At 68.5% G+C, this 15,547-nt stretch carries 15 protein-coding genes; 2 read left to right on the top strand and 13 right to left on the bottom strand.

All coding sequences use genetic code 11. From position 1 onward, the window contains the following. Nucleotides 1-74: 74 nt before the first annotated feature. From J4Z35_RS08700 to J4Z35_RS08675, 6 genes are all read right to left on the bottom strand, one after another. Entirely contained in the window at nt 75-488 is a 414-nt protein-coding gene (locus J4Z35_RS08700; RefSeq protein WP_136788203.1) for a rhodanese-like domain-containing protein, read from the bottom strand. Nucleotides 489-550: 62 nt separating this feature from the next. Then, nucleotides 551-1,519: a hypothetical protein gene (locus J4Z35_RS08695; protein WP_136788204.1), complete on the bottom strand. Its 969-nt coding sequence runs from the start codon at nt 1,517-1,519 to the stop codon at nt 551-553. Between the two features lie 334 nt (nt 1,520-1,853). Beyond that, nucleotides 1,854-3,404 (bottom strand): alkyl hydroperoxide reductase subunit F, encoded by a 1,551-nt coding sequence (gene ahpF / locus J4Z35_RS08690; RefSeq protein ID WP_074046316.1) that lies wholly within the window; start codon nt 3,402-3,404, stop codon nt 1,854-1,856. A 575-nt stretch (nt 3,405-3,979) separates the two neighbouring features. Continuing rightward, entirely contained in the window at nt 3,980-4,543 is a 564-nt protein-coding gene (ahpC, locus tag J4Z35_RS08685; RefSeq protein WP_074040110.1) for an alkyl hydroperoxide reductase subunit C, read from the bottom strand. A 365-nt stretch (nt 4,544-4,908) separates the two neighbouring features. Beyond that, complete coding sequence (locus tag J4Z35_RS08680; RefSeq protein WP_208065511.1) at nt 4,909-5,232, bottom strand: hypothetical protein; 324 nt, start codon at nt 5,230-5,232, stop codon at nt 4,909-4,911. A gap of 88 nt (nt 5,233-5,320) precedes the next feature. Then, nucleotides 5,321-5,926 carry a LysR substrate-binding domain-containing protein gene (locus J4Z35_RS08675; protein ID WP_143181559.1) on the bottom strand — a complete coding sequence of 202 codons (606 nt, stop codon included), beginning with the start codon at nt 5,924-5,926 and terminating at the stop codon, nt 5,321-5,323. On the opposite strand from J4Z35_RS08675, the gene J4Z35_RS08670 reads away from it, so the two are divergent. Beyond that, the gene (locus tag J4Z35_RS08670; RefSeq protein WP_243754967.1) at nt 5,925-6,779 is read left to right on the top strand and encodes a pyridoxal-phosphate dependent enzyme; all 855 of its coding nucleotides are present in this window, start codon (nt 5,925-5,927) and stop codon (nt 6,777-6,779) included. The two genes, J4Z35_RS08675 and J4Z35_RS08670, sit on opposite strands and share 2 nt — an antisense overlap. Nucleotides 6,780-6,892: 113 nt before the next feature. Here J4Z35_RS08670 and J4Z35_RS08665 read toward each other — a convergent pair whose 3' ends face one another. From J4Z35_RS08665 to J4Z35_RS08655, 3 genes are all read right to left on the bottom strand, one after another. Continuing rightward, nucleotides 6,893-7,864, bottom strand: coding sequence for a metallophosphoesterase (locus J4Z35_RS08665; protein WP_243754966.1), 972 nt, complete (start codon nt 7,862-7,864; stop codon nt 6,893-6,895). A gap of 256 nt (nt 7,865-8,120) precedes the next feature. After that, nucleotides 8,121-9,047 (bottom strand): ABC transporter permease, encoded by a 927-nt coding sequence (locus tag J4Z35_RS08660; protein WP_131940273.1) that lies wholly within the window; start codon nt 9,045-9,047, stop codon nt 8,121-8,123. Next, entirely contained in the window at nt 9,044-9,937 is an 894-nt protein-coding gene (locus J4Z35_RS08655; RefSeq protein ID WP_208065509.1) for an ATP-binding cassette domain-containing protein, read from the bottom strand. The genes J4Z35_RS08660 and J4Z35_RS08655 overlap by 4 nt, the downstream gene beginning before the upstream one ends. A 142-nt stretch (nt 9,938-10,079) precedes the next feature. On the opposite strand from J4Z35_RS08655, the gene J4Z35_RS08650 reads away from it, so the two are divergent. Then, the gene (locus tag J4Z35_RS08650) at nt 10,080-10,673 is read left to right on the top strand and encodes a pentapeptide repeat-containing protein (RefSeq protein ID WP_074040100.1); all 594 of its coding nucleotides are present in this window, start codon (nt 10,080-10,082) and stop codon (nt 10,671-10,673) included. Between the two features lie 79 nt (nt 10,674-10,752). Here J4Z35_RS08650 and J4Z35_RS08645 read toward each other — a convergent pair whose 3' ends face one another. The 4 genes from J4Z35_RS08645 to J4Z35_RS08630 form a co-directional block, all read right to left on the bottom strand. Beyond that, nucleotides 10,753-11,571, bottom strand: coding sequence for a trypsin-like peptidase domain-containing protein (locus tag J4Z35_RS08645; protein ID WP_074040099.1), 819 nt, complete (start codon nt 11,569-11,571; stop codon nt 10,753-10,755). Between the two features lie 278 nt (nt 11,572-11,849). Next, nucleotides 11,850-13,340, bottom strand: a complete 1,491-nt coding sequence (locus tag J4Z35_RS08640; protein ID WP_231729539.1) for a CoA-acylating methylmalonate-semialdehyde dehydrogenase — start codon at nt 13,338-13,340, stop codon at nt 11,850-11,852. A 179-nt stretch (nt 13,341-13,519) separates the two neighbouring features. Next, nucleotides 13,520-14,494, bottom strand: a complete 975-nt coding sequence (locus J4Z35_RS08635; RefSeq protein ID WP_131940269.1) for an NAD(P)-binding domain-containing protein — start codon at nt 14,492-14,494, stop codon at nt 13,520-13,522. A 139-nt stretch (nt 14,495-14,633) separates the two neighbouring features. Beyond that, nucleotides 14,634-15,125, bottom strand: a complete 492-nt coding sequence (locus J4Z35_RS08630; RefSeq protein ID WP_006943544.1) for a hypothetical protein — start codon at nt 15,123-15,125, stop codon at nt 14,634-14,636. Between the last annotated feature and the right edge of the window lie 422 nt (nt 15,126-15,547).

Genomic DNA, 15,547 nt, shown 5'->3' with positions numbered 1-15,547 from the left:
TGAAGCGTAAGGACGCGGCTACGGCCGCGGGGCGCCGGGGACGAATGTGACCCAGAATCGCAGGTGTGCACGGCTCAGAAGCGGACGTCGGCGGGGGCGTGCGTCGTCGGCAGACGCGCCTCGACCCAGGCTGCGTACCCGCCGATGACGTCGGTCGCGTTGACGAGCCCGACGTCCTGCAGCGCCCGCGCCGCGACGCTCGAGGAGAAACCGTGGCGGCAGATGACGATGTACCGCGTCTGCCAGCTGCTCGCCTCCGGGATGCGCCACGCGTTGCTCGGATCGAGACGCCACTCGAGCACCGTGCGGTCGATGACGAGCGCACCCGGGATGTTCGCGCTCTCGGCGCGATGCTCCGCCGTCCGCGTGTCGACGATGACGGCCCCACGCTGCTGCTCGTCGAACGCCTGGCGCGGTGTCAGCCGACGCCATCCCTGACGCACGCGCGCGAGGTAGGCGGTCGAACCGCGGTCGCTGTCAGCTGGCATGGCCGGGCCGGTGGGGCGGACCTGCGACGGTCGCCTGGCTTCGTTCGTCCCCTTGTTCGGGGTCATGTGCGCCGAATGATCTCGGTGTCGTCGTCTCCGCCGCGCCCATGGCGCGTCGCGCTCGCGCCGCCGTCAGTGCCGACGTCACGACCGGCACGTCCGGGGCGCATGGCCTGCGTCCGGGCGTCGTCATCGCCGTTGTCGGCGCGTACGGGACGGAAGGCCTGCGTCCGGGCCTCGTCGCGTGACGTGCCGTAGGGCGGGGTGTGGTCGACGGCGGCTTCACCCGAGCGCTCGTACCACCGCGTCGAGCTGGGCGTGTCGTCGAAGTCACGGAAGTCGTCGTACTGGCGACTGTCGGCGCGGCCACCGAGCGGGAGGGGACGATCGTCGGCGCGCGATGCGTCGTCGGTGCGAGCGTCCGCCGGGTGCGCACCTTGCGCAGAGCCACCCTCGAGCACTCCCGCGCGGCGCTCACGCCGACGCCGTGAGGCGCGCGAGATGGCACGCGCGATCGCGAGGAGGATCGCCAGCACGAGCCCGAGCGTCAGGCCGAGCACGAGACCCGTCCAGTTGTCGACGACGTCCTGGCTCGAGCAACTGCGCTTGAGTTCGGGGTAGAGATCCTGCAGCGTCTCGATTCCCGGCGGCAGCGCGAACAACACCATGACGCCGAGGATCTTGCGCCACACGCCGTCGAGCAGCATGACGCCGACGCCCGCAGGCAGGAACAGCCACACGTTCGGGGGCCGCGAGCCGGCGCTGAACCAGTACTCACGGGCGAGAGGCCGCCATACCGACCAGTCGCAGCCCGCCGCCGGCACCCCGAAGTAGTCGTTCTTGACCGGGCTCAACGTCACGACGGCCGCGACGACGAGACACCACGTCAGCAGCGCGAACCCGAGCCGATCGGCGCGTGAGCGGCGCGTCGGGAAGAGCAACGTCGTCAGCAGCGCGAGGACGAACCCGCCGAGCACGGCCGGGCCTGTCCAGGGAAGGGCCTTGAGGATGAGCTGCAGCTGCTCGAGCATGGCGCCTCCAGGGCTTCCCGGCGTGGATTGGATGACGCAACACGGTAGCAACCAGGCGTGACCTGTTCGTTATCGACGCGCGGGCGGCGGCTCGACCGTTCGCCGTCAGTGTCCTGATGATGTCGGCCAGCGTTTGGGATGCCCAGGCTCAGATGAACCCTGTGGAAGCCCCCGGCTTGGCTGCCTCACTTCCTGGACGCGCAGGTTCGTGCCCGTCGTCAACGCAATCGAGATGGGGCATCCGACCCGCGCAACTGCGTCAGGGAGCATCGACGCAGAACGTCCCGGCCACCTCAGGGTGACCGGGACGTTTCACGTGAAACACGCTGACGGATCAGCCGCGGATGCTCGCGTCGAACGCGCCGAGTGCGGCCGTCGCGCCGGAGCCTTCGGCGACGACGATCTGCTTGTACGGCTCGGTCGTGACGTCGCCGGCGGCGAAGATGGCCGGGTCGGACGTCGCACCGCGGTCGGAGATGACGATCTCCTTGCGCTCGTTGAGGTCGACGACACCGTCGAGGAACTCGGTGTTCGGCAGCAGGCCGATCTGGACGAACACGCCCTCGACGTCGATGCTCTTGCTCTCGTTGGTCTCGCGGTCGGTGTACGTCAGGCCGGTGACGCCCTTGCCGTCGCCGACGACCTCACTCGTCGCGGCCGACAGGATGATGTCGACGTTGGGCAGCGACTTGAGCTTGCGCTGCAGCACGTCATCGGCGCGCATCGTGTCGAGGAACTCGACGACGGTGACGTGCCCGACGACGCCCGCCAGGTCGATCGCAGCCTCGACGCCCGAGTTGCCGCCACCGATGACGGCGACGCTCTTGCCCTTGAACAGCGGACCGTCGCAGTGCGGGCAGAAGGTGACGCCCTTGTTGCGGTACTCCTCCTCGCCCGGGACGCCCATGCGACGCCAGCGGGCACCCGTCGCGAGGATGACCTGCTTGGCGCGCAGTGCGGCGCCCGTCTCGGTGACGACCTTCTTGAGGCCGTCCTCGTCGGTGATGGACGCGACCTTCTGCGCCTTCATCACGTCGATCTCGTACTCGTGCAGGTGCGCCTCGAGCGCGGCGGCGAGCTTGGGGCCCTCCGTGTACGGCATCGAGATGAAGTTCTCGATGGCGTTCGTGTCGAGCACCTGGCCGCCGATGCGCTCGGCGACGAGGCCGGTGCGGATGCCCTTGCGTGCGGTGTAGATCGCGGCCGCGACGCCCGCGGGGCCACCACCGATGACGAGGACGCCGAACGGCTCCTTCTCGCTGAGCTTCGCCGCGGCCTTCGCGTCGGCGCCGGTGTCGAGCTTGCTGATGAAGTCTTCGACGGTCATGCGGCCCTGACCGAAGACCTCACCGTTGAGGTAGACGGTCGGGACGGCCTTGATGTCGCGCGCCTCGATCTCGTCCTGGAACGCGCCGCCCTCGATCGCGATGTGGTGGATGTTCGGGTTGAGCACGCTCATCGCGTTGAGTGCCTGCACGACGTCGGGGCAGTTCTGGCACGTCAGCGACATGTATGTCTCGAAGTAGAACGTGCCCTCGATGTCACGGATCTGCTGCGCCTGCTCGTCACTGACCTTGACGGGGTGGCCGCCGACCTGCAACAACGCGAGGACGAGCGACGTGAACTCATGCCCCATCGGCAGGCCCGCGAAGTGGACGCCGACGTCCGTGCCGGCGCGAGCGATCTCGAAGCTCGGGCGACGCTCGTTGTCGTCGCTGCGCTCATAGCTCACCTTGTCGTGCAGCGCCTCGATCTCCCTGAGGAGCTCTTCGGTCTGCTTCGACTTGTCGGAGTCGTCGAGGCTGGCGCGCAGCACGATCGGTTCACGAAGGTTGCCGAGCAGCTGCTGCAGCTGGGCTGTCATGTTGGCGTCGAGAACGGCCATGGGGTGCCTCCTGGTGTCGGCGAGGGGACGAAAAAGGTACGGGTTGGCCCGAACGGGGCGGTGTGTCAAGAATCTGTGGAGAGAAGGTCTGGCGAGAAGGTCTTGTGAGCCCACGGCGGGCGACCGGGGCGGGGCAGGTCACGAGTGGAGAGGGACGAGAGCCTTGGGGGCGTTCTCGTCACCCTCCACCCGCGGCCTGAGGTCCGAAACTCTGCATTGCAGGGTTTCGGACCTCAACCGGGGCGTTGCGGACTGAAACTCCGCCATGCCGAGTTTCAGTCCTCAGGCGGGCGGGCGCTGCCAGCAGCATGAGCCCCACAGTCGAGAGCGGAAAAGTCTCCACGCGGGGCCAGCTCTCAGGCGATCACGCCAGGCCGGGCGCCGCCCCGCCGTCGGAGGCGAACGAGTGAGCGTGCGAACTCGTTCGGTGATCACGGCGAGGCGGCGACCGGCTACGACCTGGCGACGATCAAGCGAGCCTGGAGGCTGACCTTGCGAAGCCTCCAGTGTGAGCGTTGAGGAGCCAGGTCAAGAGGGCCCAACTGAGTTCAATTTGATCCTGCAAAGGGCTGAACTCAGATCTTGCCGACGAGGTCCAGGCTCGGGGCGAGCGTGTCGGCGCCCTCTTCCCACTTGGCGGGGCAGACCTCGCCCGGGTGGTTGCGGATGTACTGGGCGGCCTTGACCTTGCGGACGAGTTCGGCGGCGTTGCGGCCGATGCCCTCGGAGGTGACCTCGGTGAACTGGATGACACCGTCGGGGTCGACGAGGAAGGTGCCGCGGTTGGCGAGGCCCTCGTCCTCACGCAGGATCTCGAAGTTGCGCGAGATCTGCAGCGTCGGGTCGCCGATCATCGCGTAGTTGATCTTGCCGATCGTCTCGGACGAGCCGTGCCACGCCTTGTGCGTGAAGTGGGTGTCGGTGGAGACGGAGAAGACCTCGACGCCGAGCTTCTGCAGCTCGTCGTAGTAGTCGGCGAGGTCGCCGAGCTCGGTCGGGCAGACGAACGTGAAGTCGGCCGGGTAGAAGAAGAAGATGCTCCACTTGTCGGCGACGTCGGCCTCGGAGACCTCGACGAATTCGCCCTGCTTGAAAGCGGTGGCCTTGAACGGCTTGATGGTCGTGTTGATGAGCGACACGTCATGCTCCTTCGCGTTTGGGGATCGGCGGCGAGCGTGGCGCCGCCGCAAGCATTCCTTAACTGGAATGACTCCATATTAGCGTCTCTGGTCGCCATGTCCAACAGCGGGCCGCATGAACATCGCGTGAACGACCCGCCCCCCCTCGCGGCGCGCCCCGAGTTCTCAAGCCGACGGCTGTGTGCACATCTGCGATTCACGGTCACATTCGTTCGCGACGGCGTGGTCGAGTCGCGACCATCTTCACCGTCCGACCGTGGCAACCTGGGGCCATGACGACCCACGAGCACACCCACCCACTTCGCGGCGTCATGATCTTTGCGCGAGACCCAGAGACGTCATGCCGGTGGTACGCCGAGCGCGTCTTACGCGTGGAATCGACTGCCGTGCAGGTTGATTCGGGGTTCTGGTTCGTCGAGGTCGATGGTGTCGAGATCGGCTTCCACCCCGCCGACGTCGAGCGCAACCCGTTCGGTACCAGCGTCGTTGCCTACTTCGCGACGGGCGATCTCCGCACCCATCGCGAGGCGCTTCTCGATGCGGGAGCCGAGCATCATCGGGGGCCGCTCACGATCGGCGGCGGGCGCAGCATCTGCCAGCTCATCGATCCGTTCGGCGGAGTCTTCGGCCTGGATGGCCCGCCCTGACGCCCAGCGCCTGCGAACATCGTCCGGAAACGCGTCAGACACGACGCGTTCTCGGGCAATGAGCGCCGCGCAACCGATCACTGCAGACCCTCACGATCGACGCGCCGTCGAGACACGGCTCAACCTTTCGTCACGCGCTCCACGACAGGCCGAGCAGCGTCTGCACGACCTCCTCGACGGCGGCCGGGCGCGGCGGTGCGCCGTACGTCGCGACGTGCAGTTCTCGGCCCGCACCGACATCGGGGTGCGTGACGACGCCTGGGTTGCGGTGGCCCGCGAGCGCGAGTGCAGACAGCAACGTCACCCCGAAACCCGCTGCCACGAGAGCTTGTACGGCGACGACGTCGTCACTGGCGAAGCCGATGTCGGGCCCGATTCCGACGGAGGCGCACAGGTCGAGCAGCCCTGTGCGGCAGCGCTCGCAGCCCGCGATCCACCGGTCGTCGGAGAACTTTCGCAGTTCTTCCGGCCGCAGGCCCGTCGCTTCCCTCTCGCCGGAGGCGCGCCCCTCCGCGATCGTGCCGCCAACCGAACGAGACGGCTCGACGAGGTGCAACGCGTCCCACCCGAGGTGCTCAACGGTGACGTCGTCATCGAAGTGCTGCCCGGAATAGGCGAACGTGATGGCGACGTCGACCTGCCCCGAGCGCAGCAACGCGGCGGCTTCCCGCGGTTCGACCTCGACGATGTCGAACGTCAGACCAGGTGCTGTGTCGGCCGTCAAGCACGAGAACATGAACCCGACTGGCTCGTTCAAGGTGCGTGGCGGCCTCACGCTCGCGAGCCGTCTCGACGCCGACGAGCGTTCCGCCGGTCTCGTCACCTGTTCCACGGGAAACCACGCGCAGTCGATCGCGTTCGGGGCACGCGTGGCCGGGACGCGCGCCGTCATCGTCATGCCCGCGTGCGCGCCGAGCGTCAAGGTCGACGCGGTGCGCGCCCTCGGCGCCGACGTCGTCATCGAGGGCCCGACGCTCGCCGAGGCATCCGCTCACGCCCGCCACCTTGCGGAGACGAGCGGCATGAGGTTCGTCAATCCGGGCAACGACCCGGCGATCATCCACGGCCACGCGACGGCGTATCTCGAACTGCTGCAGTCGAACCCGGGCATCGACGAGATCTACGTGCCGATCGGCAGCGGCTCCGGCGCCGCCGGCGCCTGCCTCGTGCGCGACGCCATCGCCCCGCACGTGCGCATCATCGGGGTTCAGGCGGTCGGCGCCTCTGCCGCCTACGAGTCGTGGGTCGGCGAGGCGGAAGTCTCCCGAGAGGCCAACACCCGCGTCAGCGGGCTGGCCACGGGATGCGGCTTCGCCACGCCGCAGAGCGTCCTGCGCGGCTCGCGCGGCACGGCAGGCAATGTCGGACTCGCCGCGTTCGAACTCGTGCCGGACGACGCCATCGACGACGCCGCGCACCTGCTCGCCACCCACGCCCACCTGCTCGCCGAGGGCGCCGGAGCTGCGTCACTCGCAGGGCTGCGTGCTCGTCAGGAGCGGGACGGGGAAGCGCAGGGCGGTTCGGTCGCCGTCGTCGTCACGGGTGGCAATGTCAGCACTGACGAGTGGAAGCGGCTCGCGAGCCGGTGACGCGTCCCTCGACGGAGCGCCCCAGGCCATGGGAGCGAAACACCCTCGGTGGGAGGGTTACGAAGCTCCCACCGAGGGTGTCCTGCTCCCGTGGGCGGAAATGCTCCCGTCGGTCAGCCGGCCTGCGTCCGGTAGGGGACGCGGCTCCACTCGAGGACTGCGGGTGAATCGGTCACACTCACCTTGAGCCAGTCCTTGTTGTTGTCCGAACCGTCCACCGTGATGCGGGTGAGGTTGTTCGCGCTGACCTTGACGCCGTAGAACGAGAGCCACCGCGATCCGCTCGCCAATGGCCGGTCGCTGGTGTAGACGTGCGAGTCGCCGTTGATGAGGTAGACGGGGCCATGGAACGCGTTCGACTGCTTGATGAGTTCGGCGACGAGCGGCGTGAACGCCGTGTTGTTCTCGTGCGGCACGTCGTACGTCGGGTCGAACATGTCCGCCTGGAGAGAGACCGCGACGGCGCGGGACTTGTGGTTCTTCGCGTCGGCGAACGTCGAGCGCAGCGCCGCCAGGTTGGTGTTCATCCGCGCCTTCTGCTCCGCAACCTGCGCGGGCGTCGCCGCCTTCTCGCCGATACCGGTCCACGGCGCGAGGTCGTCGTTCGACCCGACGACGTGCAGCGCGGCGAAGCTCACCTTCGCCTTGCGCCACGTCACGATCTCCGGGAAGGCGCGGTTGACGCCGTCGATGTGCTGGGGGCGCCCGTTCGTCGTGTTCTTCTTCGCGAAGAACGAGGATCGGACGGCAGAGAGGCGCTCCAAGGGGTTGTACGACCCGTTGTTCGGGCGGTGGCAGTCGGTCCACTCGTTGTCGCCGGGGGTGTAGACGAGCGGGTCGCGGAAACGGTCGAACTGCTTCTTGATCGAGGCGAAGTAGCTGTCGTCGCAGCGCGTCGAGCCGTTCTTGATGTCGCCGACGTGCTGAACGAGTCGCACGTCGGGGTCGGCGTTGATCTCGTCGACCCACTTCGGGAACGCCTCGATCTGCGCCTGGCCGTAGGGGACGTCCCCGATGACGGCGAAGGTGTAGCCCGCATGATGCTTCGCGCCGTCAGAGGCCGCAACCGCCTGAGTGGGAGCCATGCCTGCGAGGCAGGCGAGAGCAGCAAGGGCGGCCGGGGTGCGATGTTTCACGTGAATCCTCCAAGTCAGGGTGCGGGCAGCCCCTGCATCCCACGCCTCCGAGCTGACGACGGCGAGTCGCCGGCGCGAACGGGACATGAACGGCTCGGGCGATGGGAGCGCGAAAAACCCTCGGTGGGAGCGCCGTGACGCTCCCACCGAGGGTGTTTTGCTCCCGTCGGCGACCGAGGCCCGCCGGACGGTCAGTCGACCTGGGTCAGGACGACTTCACCTCTCGCTTGTTGAGGCGGATGAATCCGATGACCATCGGAACCACGAGCCACAGCACGTGCGCGACGGCGAACTTCGCCCACCCTTCGTTCGACATCGTGCCGTCGTAGAGCGGCTGCGTCGTGAGGTTGAGGTCGATCCACTCACCGACCTTGCGCATCGTCTCGCCGAACGACGTCACGATGCTCACGAGGATCGGGATGAACAGGTACGAACAGATCGCGGCCGGGGTGTTCTGGAAAGCCAGGCCGAATGCGATACCGATCGAGACCGCGATGAGCTGCGCCAGCACGTTGCCGCCCACGGCGCCCCACGACATCGTCCAGTTGGCGTCGTGACCGAACGCCGCCTGGGCGATGAGCGTCGTCGCTGCACCGATCGCGAACGCAAAGATGATGGAGAGGGCGCCGAACAGCAGGCCCACGGCCCACTTGGCGAGGACGACGCGTGAGCGGCGCGGTTCCAGCGTGAACGTGACGAGCGCCGTCCGCTGCGACCACTCACTCGTGACGGTGAGGATGCCGAGGATGGGCAGGAGGAAACCCATCGGGATACCGGCAGCGGCGACGAAGTTGCCGAACCGCGGCGCCGACTCGCGTCCACCGAACATCACCGCGATGGACGCGATGATGATGAGGACGCCCATGGCGATGAGCAGCCACTTGCCCGCGCGGGTGTCGACCATCTTGCGCATCTCGACGCCGAAGAGGCGCCCGAAGGAGACCGGGGAGGTGCGGCCTTCGTCACCGAGGCGCCTCGGAAGACGTGAGTGCGCCGGAGCTGCACTGCCCTGCTGCGGCGCGGGCTGCCCGCCCTGCGCCTGCATGTGCGGAGCGCCCGCCATAGCGGGCTGCTGCTGCGGCGGGTAGTGCGCTCCGCCCTGCGGCTGGTTGGGGTTCATGGGGGTACTCATCGCGCAACCTCTCGAGAGTCGGCGGCGGTCAGGTTGAGGAACATCTCTTCGAGGCCGGAGCCACCGGCGGCGCCGAGCTGAACGAGGACGATGCCGTGCTGGGCTGCGACGCGCCCGACCTCGATGGGCTCGACCGTCGTGTGGATGCCGGTCTGCGTGCGCTGGACCTGGATGCCAGCGGCCTCCAGCGCGGAGGCGAGGGCGGCGTCGTCGGTGCTCGCGGCGTTCGTGCCCGCACCGCGCAGCAGCTCCTGCTTCGTGCCCTGACGCACGATGCGGCCGCGGCCGATCATGACGAGGTCGTCGGCGATCTGCTCCACCTCGTGCAGCAGGTGGCTCGACAGCAGCACGGTGCCGCCACGCTCGGCATAGGAGCGCAGGAGGCCACGCATCCAGCGGATACCCGCCGGGTCGAGGCCGTTGGCCGGCTCATCGAGGATGAGCACCTCGGGGTCACCGAGCAGGGCGTGCCCGATGCCGAGGCGCTGACGCATGCCGAGCGAGTAGTCGCCGACGCGTCGCTTCGCCTCCGCAGGCGTCAGGCCGACAACGTCGAGGATCTCGTCGACACGGTCGGTGCCGAGCCCCATCGTCTTGGCGCCGAGCGTGAGCACCTCACGGCCGGTGCGGCCCCCGTGCTGCGCGCTCGCGTCGAGCAGGACGCCGACGTGACGGCCCGGGTTATCGAGCTTGCTGTAGTCCTTGCCGAGGATGGTGGCGTGACCCCGCGTCGGCGGTGTCAGCCCCGTCATCATCCGCATGCACGTCGACTTGCCAGCGCCATTCGGGCCGAGGAAGCCGGTCACACGACCCGGCTTGGCCTGAAAGCTGACGTTGTCGACCGACACGGTGTTCCCGTAGACCTTGGTCAACCCCTCTACTGTGATCATGGTCTCAACCCTAGGAGGCTCACGCCGCGTCAGGCCGCATCGGCGTGTCATCTCATCCTCCCGACACCGAGGATTCATCCGCGCGACGGAGCCCGCGTCATCCTTGCGACGGACGCGCGGCGCGCGATGCGAGTATGGACGCATGAGTGACACGACGCGCGGCGAACGGTTCGTCGAGGTCGACTTCTACGAGCGCGACCTCGACGGGGCCCGCTTCGTCGACTGTCGGTTCACGGCGTGCGACTTCACGGAGAAGAACCTCGTCGACGTGACGTTCGAAGGATGCGCCCTGTTCGACTGCCGCTTCAACGACACCACACTCGAGCGGGTCGCGTTCACCGGCGCCACACTGAGCGGCTGCTCGTTCGCGATGACGACGCTCGACGGCTGCAAGATGACCGGTTCGACGTTCGCCGACTGCGGGTGGCGCCACACGACGATCGTCGGCGGGCAGTGGGCGATGGTGACGATGCGTCAGCAGAAACTCGACGGCCTCGACTTCACCGGCGCCCGCCTCAGCGACGCCGACCTCAGCGAATCGTCCCTGCGCAGAACGGTCTTCGCCGACGCCGACCTCAGCGGCGCCACCCTGCGCGGAGCCGACCTACGGGACGCCGACCTGCGCGGCGCCCGCGTCGACGGCATCGATCTCGCCCAGGCACGCTTCGCGCAGACCCGCATGGACGTCGACGCGGCGCTCGCCGTCGCAGCGGCGCAGGGCATCGTCATCGGGTGACGGTCGTCAGTTCGCGCGTCTCGGAAGATGCGCGATCAGCGGGTTGCCAGGCGAGCAGGCCGTGGTGAGACGCGGCGTGTCAGCAGCCGTCGTCGCCGGGCGTGGGGGCCGTGTCGCCGGCGCCACCGGCGTCGGCGCGGGCGAGCAGCACGAGATCGCGCGAGTCGAACGCCGGGCTGTAGGACGTGTGCGTGTAGCAGCCGCCCTGATGATGACCGCCGATGAGGCCGATGACCTGCTGCTCGCTGTGGCCCTTGCTCGTCACGGTCGTGACCCACGGCGAGCCGCTGCTGCCCGTCGAGTAGCCGTCGCAGTGGAAGACGGGGTCGTTGTCGTCGTCGAGAACGGTGGTCTGGCAGACGATCGGCATGTCGGAGTCGTTGTTGTACGACTGGACGGAGACTGGCTTGCCGGCCGCGCGGGAGCGCCCGACCTCCAGCTCGTAGGCGCCCGTGGCGTCCTCGATGTGCTGGACGTTCTTGCCGCTGCCGTGCGTCTCGATGCTCAAGAACGCGACGTCGGCGTCGGGATCCTGATTTTCCATCCATGCGGAGTCGAGGAACGCGGCCTTCACCTTCCACGTGCCCAACGGGCGAGCCCCACCCGAGTACTGCGGGACGAACACGAGGTCGTCGGACTTGCCGCCGAGGCAGTGCGCGGCCGTCATGATGACGTCCTTGCTCTCACTGTGGACGACCGAGGCGGTGCAGAAGTGCGCTTCGTCCCCATCGTCGGAGGGTTCGATGAGCACCCCGGTGCGTGACGTCGGGTTGGCGCCGGCCGCCTGAAGGGTGCGGCCCCCTTCGGCCGTCGGTGCGGCGGTGAAGACGAGGGCGCCGATGCACCCGGCGGCGACGAGCGCCCGGCGCGCACGGGTGAGGTGGAGCAGCTGACCCATGACACCTCCTCGACCGCGCGGGCATGCTTCGTACCGTGTGGTACATCGGCGTGGCGGCAGGCAGCGTTACGCAGCTCTCCCCCCATGGAGGGTCGGCGCAGTACATCTGCAACGCGTTCAAGGGTGGCCAGTCATGACGCTCTGGTCACGACCCGCACGTAAGACGGGGCTTGCACACGGGAGAGTGGCGCGTCGGTGTGGCGCTCGAGAAAGCCGGGTGCGTCTCGCATGTTTCACGTGAAACACGCGAGCTGCACCCGGCCTCGTGGCATCGATCGTCAGTTCGTCGGGAACCCGAGGTCGACCTGGCTCTGCGTCGGGTCGGGCCAGCGCGTCGTGACGACCTTGCGGCGCGTGTAGAAGTTGAACGCCTCCGCGCCGTACATGTGGGTGTCGCCGAACAGCGACTTCTTCCAGCCGCCGAAGCTGAACGAGCCGACGGGCACCGGGATCGGCACGTTGACGCCGACCATGCCGACCTCGATGGCGAACTCGAACTCGCGGGCGCTCTTGCCGTCACGCGTGAAGATCGCGACGCCGTTGGCGAACTGGTTCGCGTTGATGAGTTCGACGGCGTCCTCGAACGTCTCGACGCGCACGACCGACAGCACCGGGCCGAAGATCTCCTCGTCATAGACCTTCATGCCGGGCTTGACGTGGTCGACGAGGCTCGTGCCGATGAAGAAGCCGCTCTCGTCGAAGTGCTTCTCGCGGCCATCCACGACGACGCGCGCACCCTCGTGGGTGGCGCCGGCGACGTACGAGGCGACACGGTCGCGCGCCTCGCGCGTGATGAGCGGACCCATCTCGGAGCGCTCGTCGAAGCCGTCACCGATGACGAGCTTGCCCATGCGCTCGGCGATCTTGTCGACGAGCGGGTCGGCGACCTCACCGACGGCGACGAGCACCGACACGGCCATGCAGCGCTCGCCCGCCGAGCCGTACGCGGCGCTGACGGCGGCGTCGGCGGCGGCATCGAGGTCGGCGTCCGGCATGACGACCATGTGGTTCTTCGCGCCGCCGAGGGCCTGCACGCGCTTGCCGTTCTTGGAGGCGCGCTCGTAGATGTACTGCGCGATCGGCGTGGACCCGACGAAGGAGACGGCCTTGATGTCGTCATGGTCGAGGATGCCGTCGACGGCCTCCTTGTCGCCGTTGACGACGTTGAGCACGCCGTCGGGCAGGCCTGCGTCCTTGAACGCCTGCGCGATCCACAGCGCGGCGGAGGGGTCGCGCTCGCTCGGCTTGAGGATGACGGTGTTGCCGCACGCGATCGCCGTCGTCACCATCCACAGCGGCACCATGGCCGGGAAGTTGAACGGCGTGATGCACGCGACGATGCCGACGGGCTGGCGCACCGAGTGGACGTCGACGCCCGAGGAGACCTGCTCGGAGAACTCGCCCTTGAGGTGGTGCATGAGGCCCGCGCAGTACTCGACGTTCTCGAGGCCGCGCACGACCTCGCCCGCGGCGTCCGAGACGACCTTGCCGTGCTCAGCCGTGATGATGCGCGCGAGTTCGTCGCTCTTCGCCGTGACGATCTCGCGCAGCTTGAACATGACGGCGGCGCGCTTCGTCAGGCCGGTCGCGCGCCAGGCCGGCAGGGCGGCACGTGCGGCGTCGACGGCCTGCTCGAGGTCACTGACGCTCGCGAGCGCGACGCGACCGCTCACCTCACCCGTCGCGGGGTTGAACACGTCCTGTTCTCGGCCGGTTCCGGCGACCTCGCCGCCGTTGATCCAGTGGCCGATCTGCTTGATGTCACTCATGGTTCACACCTTCGTCTCGTGGGTCCCGCGATGTGCTCGTGGCTGTCTGCGGGGTTCTGGGTGGTCAGTGGTGCGAGCGCCGCGTCGGGCTCGGTGGTGGTGGCGCGTGGGGCCAGCGATGGTGCCGCGTCGGGCCGGGGCTGGTCGTCCGTGGCCACGCGACTCGCGCGGGCGCGCGGTCAGGCGTCGCGGCGTGCGCCGCCGTGGACGTAGCCCTCGGGCAGGCCTTCGGCGTCAGGGTCGACGGCGGCGATGACGACGGTGCAGTCGAGCTCGCCGCCACCACCGTCGACGGCTTCGGCGAGGCGTTGCGCGGACAGGCCCGTCGCGGGCAGGTGCAGGCCGTGATCGGCCGCGGCAGCGAGGGCGAGACCGATGTCCTTGAGCGCCAGATCCGCGCGGAACGACGCGGCGAACTCGTTGTTGACCGCGGCCGTCTCGACGACGCCGGGCACGGGATACCACGTCTGCAGCGCCCACGAGTTGCCCGAGGAGACGCTCGCGATCTGGTGGAACGTCTTCGCGTCGAGGCCGAGCTTCTTCGCGAGTGTGGCCGCTTCCGAGAGGCCCTGCACGGCGACGAACAGCATCATGTTGTTGACGATCTTCGCGGCCTCACCCGTCGTCGGGCCGCCCGTGGCGAAGAAGTTGCCGCACATGGGCTCGATGAACTGGCGCGCACGTTCGACGTCGGCGTCCGCACCGCCGACCATGAACGTCAGCGAGCCGGCCTCGGCGCCGGAGATTCCGCCGCTGACGGGCGCGTCGACGAAGTGCAGGCCCTGCGCGGCGGCCGCGTCGTGCACGGCCTGGCAGGTCGCGATGTCGACGGTCGAGGAGTCGATGAGCATCTGCTCCGGCGTCGCATGGGCGAGGATGCCGTCATCGTTCGAGGGTTGGGAGCCGTCGGCCGCCTGAGCAGCTCCGAAGTAGACGACGCGCACGTGCTCGCCCTTGGGCAGCATCGTGATGACGGCGTCGGCGCCTTCCATGGCCTCCGGCGCGCTGCCGGCCAGCTCGACGCCCGCGTCGGCGGCAGCCGCGCGGCAGACATCGACGACGTCGTGGCCGCGGACGGTGAAACCTGCCGCGATGAGGTTCTTCGCCATGGGCAGGCCCATGTTTCCGAGGCCGATGAACGCGACGGTGGTCATGATGCTCCCCTGGGGTCGTGGGTGCGCACACGCCATGGGTGGGCGTGAGCGACGATGCTCGATGCCCGCCACTCTATGACCTGCATCACACAACCAGTGGATCGGGGCCCACCCGGTGCGGTCTCGTCACCCGCGCGACTCACCCGCGCGCGACGGCGCCCTTCGCCGCGGCCCACGACCCGAAGTGCTGACGCACCGCAGCGCCACTGGGCGCCGTGCGGCCGGCGTCGGATTCGCTCTTCACCCACGCGCCGTAGGCGGTGAAGGAGGTCGACGCAACGTCGGGGCGGCCGTCGTCGGCTGCGGCGGAGAGGAACGCGGCGACGGCCGCGCGGTAGTCGTCGTCGGAGAAGGAGCCAGCGCCGCGCGAGCGTCCGACGTTCGCCGTCAGCCCGAGCGCCTCGGCGGCGCGCGCCCACGACCCGCCGCCGAGGCGCTGACGGATCGTCTGCGACGTCGGCGGCCACACCGCCACACCGACGCGGGCGACGATGCCCCGCTCCTCGAGATACGCGCTGCGCGCCGCGTCATACTGCGCGGCGCTGATCGACGAACCACCGGCCGCGGGTGACCCGCCCGTCACCCGCTCGTGGAGGAGGCGATACGCGGCTTCGGGGCTCTCGTCGTCCATGGGGTCATTGTGGCGCACCCGCCCCGCCATGCCGGCCGTCGTGTCGATACGCCGGACGACGGCCCACGAGGCGTCTGCGTCGACACCAGAGAGAATACGAGGCCGCCGATGGATGAATGCGGCATCGGGCTCCCGTCGTCCGACGTCAAGTACGGCGTCCGGCAACGTATACCGGCGACGTCGTCGTCATCGTCGAGACGGTGCGGCGACTACGCGACCGCGCGGCCGTCGCCATGTCTGCCCGAAAACGCGTCCTGCATGACGCGCTTTCGGGCAATGATCAGGCGCCGGGTCGTCGCTGTCCGCGTGGTGATGGCGGTGGCAGATCCCCGGACGAATGTGACCGAAAATCGCACATGGGGACGAGAATCGCCGAAGGGGACGGGATTCGTAGGGGTGAGCAGCGACGGCGGCGACGTGGT

This window comes from Dermacoccus sp. NHGro5, from assembly GCF_017565385.1.
Lineage (GTDB): Bacteria > Actinomycetota > Actinomycetes > Actinomycetales > Dermatophilaceae > Dermacoccus > Dermacoccus nishinomiyaensis.
The sequence above is the reverse complement of the archived record's forward strand: the minus strand, read 5'-3'. Positions and strand labels throughout refer to the sequence as shown.